Below are 19,522 nucleotides of genomic sequence, written 5' to 3'. Positions count from 1 at the left end.
GCCCATGGTCGACGAAATGGCACAGGTGCATCAGCAGCAGAATCATCCGGTGTTGTTTGCGTTGACACCGCATCCGTTAGCCCGGAGCTTGTGTCAGCAACTGCCGGCACAACCGGGGCAGCTCGCCTCCCGGCGCTTCCCGGACGGCGAGTCTTACCTGCGTGTGGAAAGCGATGTCAGCGGGCGGCCTTGTATCATTCTGGCAGACCTGTCCCGGCCGGATGACAAGTATTTGCCGATGATCTATCTGGCGGCGACCTTGCGTGAACTCGGTGCAACAAGTGTGGGGCTGGTTGCGCCTTATCTTTGCTATATGCGCCAGGATCGCCGATTTATGCCGGGAGAAGCCGTGACTTCACGTATTTTTGCCGGGCAACTGTCCCGGGAGGTGGACTGGCTGATCACCGTGGATCCACACCTGCACCGTTATCAATCCCTCGATGAGATTTATACGATTCCCAGCCGGGTACTGCATGCCACATCACTATTGACGGCGTGGTTGGCGACAAGGGAACAGTTGTTGCTGATTGGGCCGGATCAAGAAAGCCACCAGTGGGTGTCGGATGTTGCAAAACAAAGTGGTCACCCGTTCGTGATTGGCACCAAGTTACGCCGTGGGGATCGGGATGTTCAGGTTACGCTGCCGGATCTGCGTCCATATCAGGGTCGAACAGCGGTGATCATTGATGATGTGATTGCCAGTGGTGAAACTTTGCTGAAAACCGTCGATGCCTTACAGGCACAGGGACTCGGAACCATCGACTGCGCGGCCATTCACGGTATTTTTGCCGACAGCTCGGATCAACGATTGTTGGACAAAGGGGTACACCAGCTGGTGACGACCAACTCGATTCCATATGCCGGACCGCAGCTGGATTTGACGGCTTTGTTGCTGGCGCCCATTCGAGAATATGTAGTCCGATAGATTGTTTCGAGGAAATCTGATCCGATAAAACTTGGCTGAGAAAGCAGGTTGGCAGTGACGTCGGGATACAAAAAAGCCTGTTCCGGAGAACAGGCTTTTCAATCTCTTTCGAGAGAAATGGTGCGTCTGAGTGGACTCGAACCACCGACCCCTACCATGTCAAGGTAGTACTCTAACCAGCTGAGCTACAGACGCAAATTTTGTTGCAGTATTTCGAAACGTTCTGGTTTAACGTTCAAAATTGGTACGACCGAGTGGACTCGAACCACCGACCCCCACCATGTCAAGGTGGTGCTCTAACCAGCTGAGCTACGGTCGTATTGTTTGTCATGTACCGCGTTTTATCGATAAAAACCGAAAGGTCGGGGCATGTTAATTTGGTGCGTCTGAGTGGACTCGAACCACCGACCCCTACCATGTCAAGGTAGTACTCTAACCAGCTGAGCTACAGACGCAGATTTTGTTTCAGTATTTCGAAACGTTCTGGTTTAACGTTCAAAATTGGTACGACCGAGTGGACTCGAACCACCGACCCCCACCATGTCAAGGTGGTGCTCTAACCAGCTGAGCTACGGTCGTATTGTTTATGATGCACCGCATTTGTCGACATAAATCGAAAGGGCAGGGCATTCTTAATTTGGTGCGTCTGAGTGGACTCGAACCACCGACCCCCGCCATGTCAAGGCGATACTCTAACCAGCTGAGCTACAGACGCAGATTGTTCACAGTTTATCGAATATTCTGGTTTGATATTCAAAATTGGTACGACCGAGTGGACTCGAACCACCGACCCCCACCATGTCAAGGTGGTGCTCTAACCAGCTGAGCTACGGTCGTATCACTGAACTGTCATGTTCCTGAGAACAAGGTGGATATTAAACACTTCATGATGGGGGCGCAAGTGCAACTATCCATAAAAACTGAAAAAAGCGCGTGTTTGCTTACTGTTTATGCAAAGCGCCAGCCAAATCAGCAATAACAGCCTCCAAAGCGCTATCGAGATTTGGGATGTCTGACAAGTAATACCTTGTTATTGTTCAGTTTCTAGCCTGTTGGATGTGGTTTGCTCTAGATGCGCAAATAACTGTTCAAAGGCTTGGGTCAGCTTATGATTCGGGAGCATATGGATCAGTGGTTGCTGGTGGTAATGTGACTCTTTCATTTTGACTGATAAAGGCAAATAGGGCTTGAGGATCGGTAAGCCGATGTCACTCAAATCAGCAATGATTTTGGCCGGAAAATTCGCCTGGGCGTTGAACATGTTGACAATCACGCCCTCGACTTCCAGTGTTCGGTTATGATCTTCGCGAAGCTCGGCGACATTATTGAGCAGAGTCATCAGGGCTTGCTGGGAAAAGCTGTCGCAATCGAATGGGATCAGTAGCCGCTGTGCGGCAATGAGTGCTGCTTTGCTGAAAAAGTTAAAGTTGGGCGGGGTATCGATGTAAATGCGATCATAATCTTTTTCGAGTTCATCGAGCGCATCCCGAAGCTTGTAGATTTTGTAACGGCGTTCGAGTTCAGATTCAATTTTTTCCAGTTTGGGGCTAGACGGAATGATATCTAACTTGGGGAATTGAGTCGGCTGGGGAAAGGCTTTGACCGGTGTGGAGACCGAAAACCAGCCGACGGTTTGATTCAGTAATTCTGCAATACTCTTGCTTTGATCTGTCCCGGCGTCATCGCGGGGATCGTAGCCCAAATAATGGCTGCTGTTGCCTTGAACATCCAAATCGATCAGCAGTGTTTTGTAGCCTTGTGCCGCGCTCAGTGCCGCTAGGTTAGTCGCAATGCTGGATTTACCCACGCCACCTTTTTGGTTAAATATGACTCGCCGCATGTCTCCCTTCCCTGGATGATGTTGAATCAAAATACGTTACCTGACCGCGGTATGCGTCGCAATGCTTATTTCAGTAACTCGTGATCCGGGGGCAATAAGCGGGAAATCCACAACACCAGCTTATGCTTCATATTGGGGCCGTCTTCCTGATCCGGAGCCAGTGGCGTAATTTGCTTGGCCGCAACCAGCAGGCGGTAAATACATTCCACCTTGTCTTTGGCCGAAACGCTTTTATCCAAATCACCGTAGCCTTGCTTGTGCGCAAAGGCAAAGCCCAATTCCAGCGCTTTTTTCAGTAATTTGGCATCGTTCTTATTCTTTTTCATCTGTGTTCCTTCCCTTCGCGATCCACCTATGTGCCTGATAGCACAGCTGAGTTCATCATAGAGGGATTCACCCGGGATAGATAGCTCGGGCTGCCTCGGTGTTGGTTGGGCTAATACTAGTTTGCGTAGCATCAGTTGGATTGGTGCTGCAAACCGACTTTGATCCGGCAGCGTTTGAACGTGCGCTGCCAAAATCGGACATGGCTGAGGATGGCTTGGCGATAGTCCTGATAGAGTTGACCGGCGAGGTAATAGTCGTAGTAGGGCGTAAACCGGGGACTCAGTTCCGGCGGTGGGTTCAACAATATCCGCAGGGGGACCTGGATTTGCTGATACTGGCTGTCGAGTTCGGCGAGATAGGGCTGCAGGTCGACGGCATAAAATTGATAGAACACATTACTCAGATATTCCGCTTGCCGCTGGTTGCGGTTTGCCCCGCAGATGACCCCGGATTCATGGGTTTCCAGCAGCCGGGTAGAGGCGTTGAGCCAGTCGCTGGCACGGGCTAAGGAATAGACGAGCTGGCCGAAGTAACGGAAGGTGTGAATGGCCGCCTGATGATGGAGTAAGCCTTCGGCCTGCTTGGGCGGCAGGGTTTCCCCCCGGGTAATGATCTGGTGAATGTGTTGCAAGAAGCGCATTGCTTCCTGGTTCTCTGTTGCACCGGGGAAGCTGTCCAGTGGAAAGGCGTGGGTGAACAGGTTCAGTTGCCGGCGCCATTCTTCCCCAGTTGTCAGCATGTTCCATAAATAACGTGGCAGTTGCCTGCGTTTTAAAGCGTGAAACTGCTCAAGCTGGGGCCGCAAGTCTGAGTCTTCCGGTAACGTACTGAGGCAGTATTCCAGTCCGTCCATAAACAGCAGCTCGTAGCGCATCTGGCGGGTTTTATCCTGAAGCTTTCCCAGCGTCGAGTTTCGCTCTGCGATGAGCTGGAACAAACCACACTTTCGAAGTTCATATGCATCCAGCAGGCCGATTCGGATTTCCTCTATCGGGAGAATCAGGTCACGAATGTCCGGCAGGGGCGGAGGTTGTGTTTTCGGTGCGGCAGGTGCCGGCACCTCGAGAACACTGGCAAGGCGCTGCTGATAGGTCTCGAAACTGGCATCCGAGTCATTGCGCTCACACCCGAAGAGGGCGAAGCAGAGGAGCAGTACAAAAATCGCAGGGCATTTTGGCATCACGTAAGCTTATGTTTTTTATGATTGCTTTCTTTATTATGGTTAACTTTGTCGCAAAAAGAAAAGGCGACCTGAGTCGCCTTGTTTTCGATGGGGGAGATGCGGGGCTTATCGCAGTGACATTGCCAGTTGGAACTGATTGTCCTGATGGTGTACCCAGCGCATCCGCACGGCCAGCATAACGGCGGCGGACGTCAGGCCGATGATGTTTCCATACCAGAAGCCGTGCGGGCCCATCGGTGTCACCACCCAATCGGTCATACCCAGAATATACCCGGACGGCAGACCCAGGATCCAATAGGCGATAAAGGTGCGGCTGAAAATCGCCTGCATATCTTTATAACCACGCAGGGCACCGGCGGCGACCACCTGGATCGCGTCGCTACACTGATACACGGCGGCCAGGAACAGCAGTTGACCGGCCAGCAGGATAACCTCCGGGTTGTCGGTGTAGAGCTGGGCGATTTCTTCACGGAACAGCACGGTGAAGACCGCGGTGATGAGCGACATTGCGATTGCCACGAAAATCCCGCTATAGCTGGCAATCCGGGCTTCATCAATCTCTTCTTTCCCCATCAGGAAACCGACCCGGATGCTCAACGCTGCGCCGAGGCTCATCGGCAGCATAAAGATCAGCGAGGAGAAGTTGATTGCAACCTGATGCGCGGCCACCACAATCGAACCCAAGGGGGAGATCAGCAGGGCAATCGCTGCAAACAGGGAAACTTCAAAAAACAGCGAGGCCGCGACCGGGAAGCCCAGCTTAAACAGGCGCAGAACAGCCTTCGGTTGCGGTTGGTACAGCGTGGTAAACAGGCCCGCTTGTTTTAAGCGTTTGTTGATGAAGACATAGAACAGCATCGCGATAAACATCAGCCAGTAGACAATCGCGGTTGCGACGCCGCAGCCGACGCCGCCCATTTCCGGTGCGCCGAATTTACCGTAGACAAAGATCCAGTTCAGCGGAATGTTGGCTGCCAGGCCGATAAAGCCGATGACCATCCCGGGGATGGTTAAGGACAGTCCTTCCGAGAAGCTTTTCAGGGTCTGGAAGAACAACAGGCCGGGAACAGCGTAGAGTACCGCATGCAGATAGCCGATGGTTTTCTCAGCCAGAACCGGTTCAACGTCCATCAAGTCAATCAGGATCCCTGCGTTATAGAGCACCAGAATAATCGGAACGGACACCAGCGCGGAGAGGACAAATCCGTGCTGGACTTCAAATGGGATCTTTTCTTTCTTTCCGGAACCATTGAGCTGGGCAACGATCGGCACCAGCGCAATCAACAGGCCAACCCCAAATAAAATGGCCGGTAACCAGATGCTTGCGGCAACGGAAACGGCCGCCATGTCGGTGGCGCTGACGCCACCGGCCATGACGGTATCGACAAATCCCATGGCGGTTTGGGCCACAGATGCGATCAGTACCGGAATGGCTAATTTCAAGAGATGACGGGTTTCTCGCCAATAGTTTTGCACGGGATGCTCCTGGAACAGGGTAAGAGAAAGGTAATACAAATGTGCTGAGCGGTGAATTATAGCGCGATAATAACGTGACACAATTGTTAACGACTAAAAAACGCTGTGATTTCGGAAATCCTGGCCGGAATTTCCCGGAGGCCCATTGGCAATATCCGGGAAACCGGGAAGGTTGTGCTAGGATACGCTTTTCAAGCGGTATCCATGATTCGGATACCGGATTTTCCTCTGGAGTATGTATGTTTACCGGGATTGTTCAAGGGACCGCAGAAGTTGTTGAGATCATTAAAAAAGAGCAGTTTCAGACCCATGTGATTTGCATACCGCAAGCGTTGCTCAGCGGGTTGGAAATCGGTGCATCGGTTGCCCATAACGGCTGCTGCCTGACCGTGACGGCGATTGAAGGCGATCGGGTTGCTTTCGATCTGATGCAGGAAACGCTCAAAGTGACGAACTTGGGCCGGGTGGTGGTGGGCGATCACGTCAATATTGAACGGGCGGCGAAGTTTGGCGATGAAATTGGTGGCCACTCGATGTCCGGCCATGTGAACTTCACCACCGAAATCAGCGAAGTGATCACTACGCCAAATAATTGTACGCTGTGGTTCAACTTACCGGAGGACTACAGTAAGTACGTGCTGCGTAAAGGCTATATCGGGATTGACGGCTGTTCGCTGACCATCGGTGAGGTCACTGGCACGCAGTTTTGTGTCCATTTGATCCCGGAGACGCTGAATCGGACGCTGTTTGGTCAGCGTCGCGCCGGTGATCGGGTCAATATTGAAATCGACCCGCAAACCCAGGCGATCGTCGATACCGTTGAGCGTGTGTTGGCAGCCCGGGCATAATCGGGACAATTGCAAGCCCGGCCGCTGAGCCTGCGGTGTTGTCTCGTGATCACGCAGGCTCTGGCTCAGAAAATTTGTTCGTCGTCGGCATCCACAAATAAGTTGATGGTGCGATGTAATTCATCGACTTCCATGGTCAAATGAATGGCATGGCAGCACGCCGGACAGTCGTCATAGAATTCCTGACTGCCGCCGCTGGTATCTAAGGTGATGCGAATATTGTGGCCGCAATGCGGGCAGATAACCCCTTGCTCTGTAATATTTTTCATTGTTGTACTCCTTACTGAAGTGCTGAGCACGTCAAGCCAGATTCCATTCTGTTCTGTATTCGCCCCTGGGGAGATTCGATTGTCGGACAGAGGGAATCAAAATCCTTTCAAATCAAGGCAGTTCATGGACGATTGGCATCCTCCATTTATCTAAACTGTAGCGTTTTGTGTTGGTTTTTGCTGAGAATTAACCATAAAGTTTGATTGGTGGGGCAATTTAGGATAAATCACGGGGAATGTGTCTGTAAGGGGAATTGTTGTGCTGGTAATTTATCGTTTTATCAGAGCGGCGTGAAAAGATAAAAAGTCAATTTCGGAACATTGCGCTGAAAGCAAAAGATAAAAATGAGAGGTAAAGAGAAAGCGTTGATCTTTACCTCTGAAAGCTGCGAAAAATGGCGCTACAGCGCCTGAAGCAAGTCGCTACTTACTTCGTTTAACGAGCGAAGTTTCTGGTCTGCAATCGCCCAGCGGGCATCATCGGCAAAGTGAAGTTCCGGAACGGCGATCCCCTTCATTTGCGCGGCTTTGGCCGCCAGTAGTCCATTCACCGAATCTTCAAAGGCAACACAGGCCTGAGGCGGAACGCCCAGTGCGTCGGCGGCATTGATATAGACTTCCGGATGTGGTTTTCCGTAGCGAAGATGCTCGGCCGACAGAACTGCGAGAAACTTATCTTCCAGGGAGAGAGCCTGCAGGGTTGATTGGATCAAACGCATCGGAGAAGAAGAGGCCAGAGCAATTTTTAACCCGGCTTGTTCGCAAACCTGAATCGCTTCCAGCACCCCCGGCAACATGGGTTTGTGCTCGTTGATCAGGGCTTCGACCCGGCTGACAATCAAGTCGGTGACGGTGGCGCAGTCGTTCCCTTGCCAGGGCTGCTTGGCAAACCAGAACTCGACCACCTGATCGATACGCAGTCCGGTGGTTTCCCGGGTATCTTCCAGCGTGATCTGAACACCCTGCGATGTTAGTACTTCAACTTGAGCGCGTTGCCAGAAAGGTTCTGAGTCGACCAGCAGGCCATCCATATCAAAAACAGCAGCTTGTAACATGTACATCTCTCAATTTTCACGACGAGCGGCAAGTCGGATTCGCACCCATCTGAATATCTGACGATTCGCACGTTCTGACTTGTCGGAAATCCTGAAGATAACACAAGATTGCGGCGCTCGTCATGGTATGGCGTGGAAGGTCACGGGGGCGTGTGCCACGGTGGCGGGACGGACGCCCGCCACCGTGCGATGGGCGGAGAGATTAATCGAGCAGTCCGAGTTTTTCAATCAGGTGCTCGGCTTTGGCGATATAGCTGCCGCCGAACAGGTTACAGTGATTGAGGATGTGGTACAGGTTGTACAGCTCTTTTCGCTCCTGGTAGCCTTCGTCCAGGGGCCAGATGGCTTGGTAGCCTTCATAGAAGCGGGGCGGGAAGCCACCAAACAGCTCTGTCATCGCGATGTCGCATTCCCGATCGCCCCAGTAGCTGGCCGGATCGAAGATGATCGGGCCGGTGACGGTAACGGCGGTATTGCCGTGCCAGAGGTCGCCATGGAGCAGCGACGGCTTGGGCTGGTGGTTCATGAGCAGATCGATGACCCGGCTGGTGATGGTGTCGATATTGCCGAAGTCGATCCCTTTTTCCAGGCAAAGCTGGAGTTGCCAGGCGATGCGTTGTTCGGCAAAGAACCGGCACCAACGGCGGCGCCATTTGTTGGGCTGCGGTGTCAGGCCGATAAAATTGTCGATATCGAATCCGTATTCGGCTTGCTCGCCCCAGGCATGCAGGCGAGCCAAGTCCTGGCCGAGTGCGTAGGCGCTGTCGTCATCCAGGACTTTGGTGGGCAGGAAATTTAAGATCAGAAAGGCGTGCTCGCGGGAGATCCCCAGATGCTGGACTTCCGGAACCTGGATGCACCCGGCTTCCTGAAGAATACGCAGGTTTTCAGCTTCGGCTTCGAAGGTCACCAGTTGTTCGCGATCGTTGAGTTTGACAAAGAAACGGTCGTTGCCATCGCTGATACAGTAGCAGTCGTTGACATCGCCGCCCTCGACCGGCTCCTTTTCGGTGATTGTGAACGGTTTTCCCAAAACATCAGAAAGCTGGTGAGATATTACTTGCCACATAGCATCCTCCACGGCCCATCCAGGTATAACCAGTCAGAAGTTACCTGTTCCTTCAACATCCTAGCCTAATTTCTGAACCCGTTACTGTGCGTTCATCAAGGTTTTAGCGCATTGACTTCTGATCTGCTCATCCAAGCATAGCCAAAGCTGACCGGGTTGGCGGCCTGAACAGATGACAAAACAATGAAAAAAGCCGGAAAGTCTTCCGGCTTTGAGTGAGGGATGGGTGATAGGGCTGCTTACAGGCTTGGCAGAAGCGTTGCCGGCATCAGGGCGTTGAAGCTTGCTTCCAGCAGCAATTGGTTGGCTTTTTCGATGTCCGGCGCAAAATAGCGGTCCTTATCGTAGAAGCTGACACGTTCACGCAGCTGAGCTTTGGCCGTTTCAATCCGCGCCGAACTCTTGTTCGGGCTACGGAAATCGAGACCCTGCGCCGCGGCCAGCAGTTCAACCGCCAGGATCCCGCGGGTATTCTCAGCCATGTCTGCCAGGCGGCGACCGGCGAAAGTCGCCATCGACACATGGTCTTCCTGGTTTGCCGAGGTTGGCAGGCTGTCGACGGAAGCCGGGTGTGCCAGGGTTTTGTTTTCACTGGCCAGCGCTGCAGCGGTGACCTGCGCAATCATGAAGCCGGAGTTCACGCCACCGTTATCAACCAGGAATGGCGGCAGTTTGCTCAGCGCGCTGTCGATCAGCAGGGCCATGCGACGCTCTGACAGGCTGCCGATTTCAGCAATCGCCAGCGCCAGGTTGTCGGCGGCCATGGCGACCGGCTCGGCGTGGAAGTTCCCGCCGGAAATGATGTCGTCATCTTCCGCAAACACCAGTGGGTTATCGGACACTGAATTGGCTTCGACTTCCAGAATGTCTGCGGCGTGGCGGATCTGCTGCAAACAGGCGCCCATGACTTGCGGCTGACAGCGCAGGGAGTATGGATCCTGTACTTTTTCACACTGCTGGTGGGAAAGACCGATCTCACTGTCTTTATCCAGCATGTGACGATACGCTGTGGCAGCATCAATCTGGCAGCGATGGCCGCGAACACGATGGATGCGCGGATCAAACGGACGACGGCTGCCCAGCGCGGCATCGACAGACATGGAGCCGCACACGGTCCCGGCCGCGTACAGATCTTCCGCTGCAAACAGACCTTCCAGAGCAAACGCTGTGGATGCCTGGGTGCCGTTCAGCAACGCCAGACCTTCTTTTGGTGCCAGGGTGATAGGCTCCAGGCCGGCAATTTTCAGCGCCTCAGCACCACTCAGGATTTCACCCTTGTGACGGGCCTGACCTTCGCCCAGCAGCACGGTGCTCATGTGCGCCAGCGGTGCCAGGTCGCCGGACGCACCGACGGAGCCTTTCTTCGGAATACACGGGTAGACTTCGGCATTGACCAGCTGCATCAGGGCATTGACCACCAACGGACGGATGCCCGAGAAGCCGCGAGACAGGCTGTTAATTTTCAGCACCATCATCAGGCGCACGGTCGCGTCGTCCATGAACTCGCCAATCCCGGCGGCATGGGAAAGGACAATACTGCGCTGCAGGGTTTCCAGATCCTCGACGGCGATGCGGGTGTTGGCCAGCAGGCCAAACCCGGTGTTGATCCCGTAAACGACACGATCTTCAGCAATGATCCGTTCAACAGCGGCGGTACTGGCCAGCATGCCTTCCAGCGCAGAGTCATGGAGAGACAGTGAAACCCGCTGGCGGTTGACTTCACGCAGTTGTTTCAGTGACAGTTGACCCGGATTGATTTCTAAATGGTACATACAACGTCCTTTTCGCAATCGTTATTTGGTAGTGATCATTGGCAGGTCCAGACCCTGCTCTTTGGCACAGTTAATGGCAATTTCGTAACCGGCATCGGCGTGACGCATGACGCCTGTGGCCGGGTCGTTACGCAGCACGCGGCCGACACGCTCACCCGCTTCGTCGGAGCCGTCACACACAACAACCATACCTGAGTGTTGTGAGAAGCCCATACCGACACCGCCGCCGTGGTGCAGCGATACCCAGGTGGCACCGGATGCCGTATTCAGCAGGGCGTTCAGCAGCGGCCAGTCAGACACAGCATCTGAGCCGTCCATCATACCTTCGGTTTCACGGTTCGGGCTGGCAACAGAGCCAGAGTCCAGGTGGTCACGACCGATGACAATCGGTGCTTTCAGCTCACCATTTTTCACCATTTCGTTGAAGGCTTTCCCCAGGCGGGCACGGTCTTTCAGACCCACCCAGCAGATACGTGCCGGCAAGCCCTGGAACTGAATACGCTCGCGCGCCATGTCCAGCCAGTTGTGCAGATGCGGGTTGTCCGGAATCAGCTCTTTCACTTTCTGATCGGTTTTGTAGATATCTTCCGGATCGCCGGACAGAGCTGCCCAACGGAACGGACCGACACCTTCACAGAACAGTGGGCGGATATACGCCGGAACGAAACCTGGGAAATCGAATGCGTTCTCAACGCCTTCTTCCAGTGCCATCTGGCGGATGTTGTTGCCGTAGTCTACAGTCGCCGAGCCGGCTTTTTGCAGATCCAGCATCGCCTGAACCTGAACGGCCATAGAAGCTTTTGCCGCTTTCACCACTGCTGCTTCGTCTTGCAGACGCATTTCAGCCGCGTATTCCATGCTCCAGCCTTGTGGCAGGTAGCCGTTCAGCGGATCGTGGGCCGAGGTTTGATCCGTCGTGCCGTCCGGGACAATGCCGCGGCGAACAATTTCCGGATAGATATCGGCGGCGTTGCCCAGCAGGCCGACGGAGACCGGTTTGCCGGTTTGTTTAGCTTCTGCAACAATCGCCAGCGCTTCATCCAGCGTGGTGGCTTTACAATCGACATAGCCGGTACGCAGACGGTAATCGATACGGCTTTCATCACACTCGACCGCAATCATCGAGAAGCCGGCCATGGTTGCCGCCAGGGGTTGAGCGCCGCCCATGCCACCCAAACCACCAGTCAGGATCCAGCGGCCGGATGCATCACCGTTAAAGTGTGTTTTCGCCATTGCCACGAAGGTTTCGTAAGTGCCCTGAACGATGCCCTGTGAGCCGATGTAGATCCAGCTCCCGGCAGTCATCTGGCCGTACATCATCAGGCCTTTCTTATCCAGCTCGTTAAAGTGCTCCCAGTTGGCCCAGTGCGGGACCAGGTTGGAGTTGGCGATCAGGACGCGCGGCGCATTGGCGTGAGTCTTAAAGACGCCGACCGGCTTTCCGGACTGAACCATCAGCGTCTCGTCTTCTTCCAGGCGTTTCAGCACTTCTACAATCTTGTCGTAGCATTCCCAGTTCCGTGCAGCACGACCAATCCCGCCGTAAACCACCAGCGCGTGCGGGTGCTCCGCGACATCCGGGTGTAGGTTGTTCATCAGCATCCGCAGTGGCGCTTCTGTCAACCAGGATTTGGCATTGAGCTGAGTCCCGGTCGGTGCTTTGATGGTCCGTGTTTCATCTAAACGTGGATTCTGTTGCGTCGTAGATTGTGTCATTTGGCTCTCCTTGCTGTGCCTGTGTTGTTATCGGATGGCACGGGCGATTGTCCAGGCTAACCGTGCGGCCAGCCGTGCTGTGTGGTTATCAATGTCGAAACGCGGGTTGTACTCGGCCAGGTCGGCGACCAGAATTTTGGATTCACCGGCTGGATTTTTCGCTGCCAAAATGGGCGCGAGTAACTGCTCAACGACATCGAATGGTACGCCGCGCGCAGCCGGGGCACTGACCCCGGGGGCGACAGCGGCGGGAAATACGTCCAGATCAATGGTCAGATAGAGGTGATCACACTGATCGATAAACGTTTGTAATTCATTCAGGGTTTGCTCCAGGTGCTGATGCGTCAGCTCCGTATCATCTTTGTAAAGCACGCCCAATCGATCCGCTTTCTCATACAGTGCCTGAGTATTACTGGTTCGGCTCAGGCCCAGGCAGGCATAGCGGAACGGCCAGTTTTGCAACTGACAGAAGCGGGCTGCCTGATGAAACGGCGTGCCGGAGCTGCCCATGTTGGATTGCTGCCCGGCAGGCGGGTTCCGCAAATCGAAATGAGCGTCGAAGTTGATAATACCGATGCTGGGTGCCGGATGAGACGACTGGGCGTCGGCGTCCGAGTGATCCGACACCGCTGCATGTTGTTTTTGCAGCAGGTAGTTGCCGATCCCCTGGAAGGTCCCCCAAGCCACTTCATGGCCGCCGCCGAAGACGATCACTTTATGGCGTTGGCGCAGTGCCCGGCAGACATCTTCGCCCAGCCGATGCTGAGCCAGCTCCAGGTTACCGTCGTTACAGCTGATATCGCCGCCGTCATAGACCGGCTCTTCATGGTGCCAGGCCAGATTGGCCAGGGCTTTACGGATAGCTTGCGGGGCCTGGTAAGCACCGGTGCGGCCTTTGTTTCGGGCGACGCCTTCATCACAGGCGAATCCCAGCAGCATGATGCCTTCGTCGTTGACTTTATCGGCTGGCTGGACCACCTGGTGCCAGCGCAATCCCAGTTCACCGTCTTCCGGATCAGTACGGCCTGTCCAGGCACTCATATCAATTGGCATGGTTGAACGCTCCATTCGCTGGAAACAGATGTCCGTCGACGACACGTGCCATCAAGTCCGGAACACCGAGGCGATAAGATAGCTCGGCAGGCGTCGAGACTTGCCACAGGGCAAGGTCGGCTGCCATACCGGGTTTGATTTGTCCGCGTTGCTCCTGTAACCCCAGCGCTTTTGCTGCGTGGCAGGTGACGCCGCGCAGACATTCTTCCGGCGTCAGGCGGAACAGGGTACAGCCCATATTCATCATGGTTCGCAGCGAGGCAATCGGAGAGGTTCCCGGATTGAAATCCGTGGCTAAAGCCATCGGCACCTGGTGTTGGCGCAAGGTTTCAATCGGCGGTTGCTGGGTCTCGCGCAGAAAGTAAAAGGCGCCCGGAAGCAGCGTCGCAACCGTACCGTGCTCAGCCAAAGCTTTCACTCCGGGTTCATCAAGGTATTCAATATGGTCGACCGATAACGCGCCCAGACGAGCTGCCATTGCGCTGCCGCCAAGGTTGGACAGTTGCTCGGTGTGGCCTTTAATGGCTAAACCATGCTGTTTGGCTGCTTCAAATACGCGTTCACACTGCTGCGTTGAGAAACCGATGCCTTCACAGAATACATCGACTGCATCTGCCAGCTGCTCTTTGGCAGCAACAGGAATCATCTCATTGCAGACCAGATCGATATAGCCATCCGCATCATCTTTGAATTCAGGCGGCAAGGCGTGGGCGGCCAATAGGGTTGTGGAAACTTTGATGTCCGACGCCTGACCGATCCGGCGAGCGACGCGCAGCATCTTCATTTCGCTTTCCAGCGTCAGGCCATAACCGGACTTGATCTCAACCGTGGTGACGCCGTCATTCTTCAGCCCCTGCAATCGCGCCATAGCCAGTGCATACAATTCGTCTTCTGACGCTTCGCGTGTTGCATTGACCGTGGCCAGAATCCCACCACCGGCTTTGGCGATGGTTTCGTAAGGTACACCGTTCAAACGCTGCTCAAACTCATTGGCACGATTACCGGCAAATACCAAGTGGGTGTGGCTGTCGATGAACCCCGGTGTAACCAGTGCGCCCTGACAATCGATCACCTGCGGGTGACCATGACAGTCCGGATGTTCATCGGCATGACCGACGAATTGAATTTTACCGTCCTGGATACCGATCATGGCGTTATCGATGATCTGATAGCCGTTTTCCGGTTGCATCGTTACCATTTTGAGATTTGTCAGTACGCGATCCATGGGAACCTAATTTGCGTGTCGTTTATGTATATACAAATTATTAGTCAAAGTTGAGCCTGAACACAAGAGATTGTGTAAATAAAATGTGATCGAAATGGCACTAAATCGATAATTTTAACAATTGGGCAGGATCAGTGCTCGAATGAATCCATGTTGAACCGCTGATTTTATAAATGTATAGATGATAATCATGACCAGACAGTCATGGTCATTTTATGGCTTTGGCCCTTCTGTGGCGGGGCTGGCTGGCAAATAATGAGATGGCAAATAATGAGATGGCAAATAATGAGATGGCAAATAATGAGATGGCAAATAATGAGATGGCATCTCAGATGACAAAGCAGGGACCGGTTGACGGCCCCTGTCTGGTATAGAGAAAAGAAGGGGAGATTAAACTTTGCTGCGGGAGCTGAGTTTGTATTTGTCACCCGGATGGTAGAGCAGGGCTGTGCTGATCAGGTTCTTATTACTCCAGGTCCGGCGATTGAGGAGCAAACAAGGCGAGCCGGTGCGAATTTTTAGTAAATCAGCAATGCGTTTGGCCGGTAAAATCGCTTCAACCGTATGTTCGATATCACTGAGCGGGCATGCCTGCACCAGATACTCGTTCGGCGTCTGGCGGGTAAAGTCCTGATCGATATAGCTCGGGGCATAGTCCGGATTGACCCAGCGCTCTTCAAGTTGGATTGGGCTGTCGTTTTCGTAATGGACGATCTGGGTAAAATAAACATCGGTGCCGTGCCTGACCCCCAGTTGCAAGGCAATATCATCACTGGCTTTCACGGTGGTTTGGCTGATCACCTGGCTGGTATAGCTGTGACCGCGGTTTTTGACTTCTGCCGCGATATTTCGGATCTCCATCAATGGCGATTCGGCTTTCTTCTGACAAACAAATGTCCCCAATCGTGGTGTCCGTTCCAACATGCCGTCTTTTACCAAATCGCGAACGGCCTTGTTGGCCGTCATGCGGCTGACGGAAAATTGCTCCGACAGTTCGATTTCGGTGGGGATCCGATGGCCCGGCGGCCAGGCGCGGGACCGGATTTTGTCATGGAGATATTGCTTGATTTGTAAGTATCGCGGGGACTGAGCCATTGCTGTGATTCCATAATTGCCTATACAAATGAAAGCAATTTTTCCGTCCGATTTCAAGTTTACCCGCGTAGAATTCAGGGGGGATGCAAGAGAAATCAGTCCACTGTGGGGTGTGATGGCGGGAAAATGTACGATTTCCGCGAGTTGATGCAGTCTGACTTTGCATTTTCTTCCCTGCGTTTGCTATAGTCCCACTTTGCGTTTGTGTATCGGGCTGCTCAGTATTGCGGTATCGGCACAAAAGCGACTCTCACTTTAAGCTTCTCAAAGCTTTTACGTTTAAATTCAACATGTCTTGCTTGGTGTGCAAGACCACTGTTAAGGGATATATACATGCCTGTAATTACTCTTCCTGACGGCAGTCAGCGTCACTTTGACAACCCAGTTTCAACCATGGAAGTTGCGGAATCGATTGGTCCGGGTCTGGCGAAAGCCACCATTGCCGGTCGTGTCAACGGTCAACGCGTGGATGCGTGTGATCCGATTGAAGCCGACGCGAGCCTAGAAATCATCACCGTAAAAGATGAAGTCGACGGCCTTGAAATCGTTCGTCACTCCTGTGCGCACCTGCTGGGCCACGCCCTGAAGCAGCTTTACCCACAAGCGAAAATGGCGATCGGTCCAACCATCGATAACGGCTTCTACTACGATATCGATCTGGATGAGTCACTGACGCAAGAAGATCTGGAAAAGATCGAAGCGCGGATGAAAGAGCTGGCGAAGACCAAATACCAAGTGGTAAAGAAAAAGGTCAGCTGGCAGGAAGCACGTGATACATTTGAATCACGCGGCGAACCGTACAAGATGGAAATTCTTGATGAGAATGTTTCTCGCGACGATCGTCCGGGTCTGTACCATCATGAAGAATACGTCGACATGTGTCGTGGTCCACACGTGCCGCACATGGGCTTCTGCCAGAACTTTACGCTGCTGAACGTTGCCGGTGCCTATTGGCGTGGTAACAGCGACAACAAGATGCTGCAGCGTATTTACGGTACGGCTTTCCACGACAAGAAAGCGCTGAAAGCGCATCTGGTTCGTCTGGAAGAAGCTGCAAAGCGTGACCACCGTAAGATTGGTAAGCAGTTGGATCTGTTCCACATGCAGCAAGAAGCACCGGGTATGGTGTTCTGGCACCACAACGGCTGGACTATTTTCCGTGAGCTGGAAGTGTTCGTGCGTGAAAAACTGACTGAGTATGACTACCAGGAAGTGAAAGGTCCGCTGATGATGGACCGCGTGCTGTGGGAACGTTCAGGTCACTGGGACAAATACGCTGAAGCCATGTTCACCACCTCTTCTGAGAACCGTGAATATGCGATTAAGCCGATGAACTGTCCGGGTCACGTTCAGATCTTCAACCAGGGTCTGAAATCTTACCGTGATCTGCCGCTGCGCATGGCCGAGTTCGGTTCATGTCACCGGAACGAACCATCCGGCGCGCTGCACGGGATCATGCGTGTTCGTGGTTTTACCCAGGACGATGCGCATATCTTCTGTACGGAAAGCCAAGTGCAACAAGAAGTTACTTCTTGCATTAAAATGGTTTATGATACCTACCAGACATTTGGTTTCGACAACATCGTTGTGAAACTATCAACGCGTCCTGAAAAGCGTGTTGGTTCAGATGAAATGTGGGATAAAGCGGAGTCGGACCTGAAACTGGCCTTGGAATCGATGGCACTGCCATACGAAATTCAAGAAGGTGAGGGTGCATTCTACGGACCGAAGATCGAGTTTACCCTGCATGACTGTCTGGATCGTGCCTGGCAGTGTGGTACAGTGCAGCTGGACTTTGCCCTGCCTGAGCGTTTGGGCGCGACATATGTTGGTGAAGACAATGAGCGTCATACGCCGGTCATGATTCACCGTGCAATTCTGGGCTCGCTGGAGCGCTTTATCGGCATTTTGATTGAAGAGTATGCTGGCTTCTTCCCAACTTGGTTGGCGCCGCAACAGGCTGTTGTGATGAATATCACCGATAGTCAGTCAGAATATGTCCAGGAAGTTGTAGCAAAACTGCAAAAAAGTGGAATTAGAGCCATTGCGGACTTGAGAAATGAGAAGATTGGCTTTAAAATTCGCGAACATACTTTGAAGCGAGTACCATACATGCTGGTTTGCGGTGACAAAGAGGTCGAAGCAGGCGAGATTGCGGTACGTACTCGCAAGGGTAAAGATTTGGGTAAATTTAAGATTGATGATCTTGTTGCATTTATGCAGGAAGAAATTAGCAGTCGCAAGCTCAATATTGTGGAGGAATAAGGTATTAAAGGCGGAAAAAAAACCCAAGCACCGGTTAAACAAAATCAGCATCGTCTGAACGGCGAGATCCGTGGCGTACGTGAAGTTCGCTTGACTGGTATTGATGGGGAGTCAATTGGCGTTGTTTCTATTGAAGAAGCAATTAATACTGCTCATGAAGCTGGTGTTGATCTAGTTGAAATCAGCCCTAATGCCGAGCCACCAGTCTGTCGTGTGATGGACTATGGCAAGTACCTGTTCGAAAAGAGCAAGGCTGCTAAAGAGCAAAAGAAAAAGCAGAAACAAATCCAGGTGAAGGAAGTTAAATTCCGTCCTGGTACAGACGAAGGCGATTATCAGGTAAAACTGCGCAACCTGACTCGCTTTTTAGAAGAGGGCAACAAGGGTAAAGTCACACTGCGTTTCCGCGGTCGTGAAATGGCCCACCAGAGTCTGGGTATCGATCTTCTGAATCGTATTAAGGATGAGCTAGCCGACCTAGCGGTTGTAGAGAGCTTCCCGAGCCGAGTTGAAGGTCGTCAAATGACGATGATGCTTGCCCCGAAGAAGAAGTAATTACGGCATTACAAGTAGCAAAAGCGCTGCTTCACCGCAGCGCTTTTTGTTCGCCTGATTACTATGTTATTAACTATCAACAATGCGGAGTCTCATCATGCCTAAGATGAAATCCAACAAAGGTGCTGCTAAGCGTTTCAAGAAAACTGCTGGTGGCTTTAAGTTTAAGCACGCAACTAAGCGTCACATCCTGACTAAACGTACTACTAAGAACAAACGTCAGCTTCGTCCAAACGCTATCCTTCCAGCATGTGAAGTGGCAGCTGTTGCACGTATGCTTCCGTTCGCTTAATCGTTTTTAGTTTTATATTTAATTTTAGTTAGGAGTCTCCTATGCCTCGCGTAAAACGTGGTGTACAAGCACGTGCACGTCACAAGAAAGTTCTTAAACAAGCTAAAGGTTACTACGGTGCACGTTCACGTGTATATCGTGTAGCTTTCCAAGCAGTTACTAAAGCTGGTCAGTATGCTTACCGTGACCGTCGCAACAAGAAACGTACTTTCCGTCAACTGTGGATTGCACGTATCAACGCTGCTGCTCGTCAAAACGGTATGTCTTACAGCCGTCTGATTAATGGTCTGAAGAAAGCATCTATCGAGATCGATCGTAAGATCCTGGCTGACATCGCTGTATTCGACAAAGCAACTTTTTCAGTTCTAGTTGAAAAAGCAAAAGCTGCACTGTAATTTCAGTCCAGTTTGATGGGAAAAGGAGAGCTTCGGCTCTCCTTTTTTCCTATCCGTCTTCTGTATTCCTGCCTGACTTTTTGTCCTAGACTTTCCCGCTGAAAAGCAAGAGCCACCCATTCTCAGCACTGGCCTTTCTCGCTATGTCTGATCGGTCTATTC

At 52.6% G+C, this 19,522-nt stretch carries 18 protein-coding genes and 6 tRNA genes; 6 read left to right on the top strand and 18 right to left on the bottom strand.

Annotated elements, in window-relative coordinates; all coding sequences use genetic code 11:
• Positions 1 to 4 precede the first annotated feature (4 nt).
• Positions 5 to 925, top strand: coding sequence for a ribose-phosphate diphosphokinase (locus tag VV869_RS03030; protein WP_337733513.1), 921 nt, complete (start codon positions 5 to 7; stop codon positions 923 to 925).
• 118 nt (positions 926 to 1,043) lie between these two features.
• Here VV869_RS03030 and VV869_RS03025 read toward each other — a convergent pair.
• From VV869_RS03025 to VV869_RS02980, 10 genes are all read right to left on the bottom strand, one after another.
• A tRNA-Val gene (locus tag VV869_RS03025) sits at positions 1,044 to 1,120 on the bottom strand.
• Positions 1,121 to 1,167: 47 nt separating this feature from the next.
• Positions 1,168 to 1,244, bottom strand: a tRNA-Val gene (locus VV869_RS03020).
• Between the two features lie 59 nt (positions 1,245 to 1,303).
• Positions 1,304 to 1,380: transfer RNA gene (locus VV869_RS03015), tRNA-Val, on the bottom strand.
• Between the two features lie 47 nt (positions 1,381 to 1,427).
• A tRNA-Val gene (locus VV869_RS03010) sits at positions 1,428 to 1,504 on the bottom strand.
• A 59-nt stretch (positions 1,505 to 1,563) separates the two neighbouring features.
• Positions 1,564 to 1,640: transfer RNA gene (locus tag VV869_RS03005), tRNA-Val, on the bottom strand.
• A gap of 45 nt (positions 1,641 to 1,685) precedes the next feature.
• Positions 1,686 to 1,762, bottom strand: a tRNA-Val gene (locus VV869_RS03000).
• Between the two features lie 193 nt (positions 1,763 to 1,955).
• Positions 1,956 to 2,765, bottom strand: coding sequence for a ParA family protein (locus tag VV869_RS02995; protein ID WP_337733512.1), 810 nt, complete (start codon positions 2,763 to 2,765; stop codon positions 1,956 to 1,958).
• A gap of 65 nt (positions 2,766 to 2,830) precedes the next feature.
• Positions 2,831 to 3,091 (bottom strand): DUF5062 family protein, encoded by a 261-nt coding sequence (locus VV869_RS02990; protein ID WP_337733511.1) that lies wholly within the window; start codon positions 3,089 to 3,091, stop codon positions 2,831 to 2,833.
• A gap of 131 nt (positions 3,092 to 3,222) precedes the next feature.
• Complete coding sequence (locus VV869_RS02985; RefSeq protein ID WP_337733510.1) at positions 3,223 to 4,272, bottom strand: DUF3080 domain-containing protein; 1,050 nt, start codon at positions 4,270 to 4,272, stop codon at positions 3,223 to 3,225.
• 108 nt (positions 4,273 to 4,380) lie between these two features.
• The gene (locus VV869_RS02980) at positions 4,381 to 5,751 is read right to left on the bottom strand and encodes an MATE family efflux transporter (protein WP_337733509.1); all 1,371 of its coding nucleotides are present in this window, start codon (positions 5,749 to 5,751) and stop codon (positions 4,381 to 4,383) included.
• A gap of 239 nt (positions 5,752 to 5,990) precedes the next feature.
• Between VV869_RS02980 and VV869_RS02975 the strand changes: the two genes are divergently transcribed.
• Positions 5,991 to 6,599 carry a riboflavin synthase subunit alpha gene (locus VV869_RS02975; RefSeq protein ID WP_337733508.1) on the top strand — a complete coding sequence of 203 codons (609 nt, stop codon included), beginning with the start codon at positions 5,991 to 5,993 and terminating at the stop codon, positions 6,597 to 6,599.
• A gap of 65 nt (positions 6,600 to 6,664) precedes the next feature.
• Here the strand turns inward: VV869_RS02975 and VV869_RS02970 are convergent, their stop codons facing one another.
• The 8 genes from VV869_RS02970 to hutC form a co-directional block, all read right to left on the bottom strand.
• Positions 6,665 to 6,868 carry a CPXCG motif-containing cysteine-rich protein gene (locus VV869_RS02970; RefSeq protein ID WP_337733507.1) on the bottom strand — a complete coding sequence of 68 codons (204 nt, stop codon included), beginning with the start codon at positions 6,866 to 6,868 and terminating at the stop codon, positions 6,665 to 6,667.
• A gap of 401 nt (positions 6,869 to 7,269) precedes the next feature.
• Complete coding sequence (gene hxpB / locus VV869_RS02965) at positions 7,270 to 7,923, bottom strand: hexitol phosphatase HxpB (protein ID WP_337733506.1); 654 nt, start codon at positions 7,921 to 7,923, stop codon at positions 7,270 to 7,272.
• A 202-nt stretch (positions 7,924 to 8,125) separates the two neighbouring features.
• The gene (locus VV869_RS02960; protein WP_337733505.1) at positions 8,126 to 8,992 is read right to left on the bottom strand and encodes a fructosamine kinase family protein; all 867 of its coding nucleotides are present in this window, start codon (positions 8,990 to 8,992) and stop codon (positions 8,126 to 8,128) included.
• A 239-nt stretch (positions 8,993 to 9,231) separates the two neighbouring features.
• Positions 9,232 to 10,764: a histidine ammonia-lyase gene (gene hutH, locus VV869_RS02955; protein ID WP_337733504.1), complete on the bottom strand. Its 1,533-nt coding sequence runs from the start codon at positions 10,762 to 10,764 to the stop codon at positions 9,232 to 9,234.
• Positions 10,765 to 10,785: 21 nt separating this feature from the next.
• Positions 10,786 to 12,480: a urocanate hydratase gene (gene hutU / locus VV869_RS02950; protein ID WP_337733503.1), complete on the bottom strand. Its 1,695-nt coding sequence runs from the start codon at positions 12,478 to 12,480 to the stop codon at positions 10,786 to 10,788.
• A 27-nt stretch (positions 12,481 to 12,507) separates the two neighbouring features.
• Positions 12,508 to 13,533, bottom strand: a complete 1,026-nt coding sequence (gene hutG / locus VV869_RS02945) for a formimidoylglutamase (RefSeq protein ID WP_337733502.1) — start codon at positions 13,531 to 13,533, stop codon at positions 12,508 to 12,510.
• On the bottom strand, positions 13,523 to 14,758 hold the full coding sequence (gene hutI, locus VV869_RS02940) for an imidazolonepropionase (protein ID WP_337733501.1): 1,236 nt from the start codon (positions 14,756 to 14,758) through the stop codon (positions 13,523 to 13,525). Before hutI ends, hutG begins: the two co-directional genes overlap by 11 nt.
• A 390-nt stretch (positions 14,759 to 15,148) precedes the next feature.
• A complete protein-coding gene (hutC, locus tag VV869_RS02935; RefSeq protein WP_337733500.1) occupies positions 15,149 to 15,853 on the bottom strand; it encodes a histidine utilization repressor in 705 nt (234 codons plus the stop codon).
• Positions 15,854 to 16,186: 333 nt separating this feature from the next.
• On the opposite strand from hutC, the gene thrS reads away from it, so the two are divergent.
• The 4 genes from thrS to rplT all read left to right on the top strand — a co-directional run bounded on the left by thrS (position 16,187) and on the right by rplT (position 19,360).
• The gene (gene thrS / locus VV869_RS02930) at positions 16,187 to 18,118 is read left to right on the top strand and encodes a threonine--tRNA ligase (protein WP_337733499.1); all 1,932 of its coding nucleotides are present in this window, start codon (positions 16,187 to 16,189) and stop codon (positions 18,116 to 18,118) included.
• A gap of 3 nt (positions 18,119 to 18,121) precedes the next feature.
• Complete coding sequence (infC, locus tag VV869_RS02925) at positions 18,122 to 18,673, top strand: translation initiation factor IF-3 (protein WP_337733881.1); 552 nt, start codon at positions 18,122 to 18,124, stop codon at positions 18,671 to 18,673.
• Positions 18,674 to 18,770: 97 nt separating this feature from the next.
• The gene (gene rpmI / locus VV869_RS02920) at positions 18,771 to 18,965 is read left to right on the top strand and encodes a 50S ribosomal protein L35 (RefSeq protein ID WP_007469870.1); all 195 of its coding nucleotides are present in this window, start codon (positions 18,771 to 18,773) and stop codon (positions 18,963 to 18,965) included.
• A 41-nt stretch (positions 18,966 to 19,006) separates the two neighbouring features.
• Complete coding sequence (gene rplT, locus VV869_RS02915; RefSeq protein WP_337733498.1) at positions 19,007 to 19,360, top strand: 50S ribosomal protein L20; 354 nt, start codon at positions 19,007 to 19,009, stop codon at positions 19,358 to 19,360.
• Positions 19,361 to 19,522: the final 162 nt, after the last annotated feature.

The organism is Photobacterium sp. MCCC 1A19761, from assembly GCF_037389125.1.
Classification (GTDB): domain Bacteria; phylum Pseudomonadota; class Gammaproteobacteria; order Enterobacterales; family Vibrionaceae; genus Photobacterium.
Note: the sequence above shows the minus strand (reverse complement) of the source record. Positions and strands in the feature narration are given on the sequence as shown.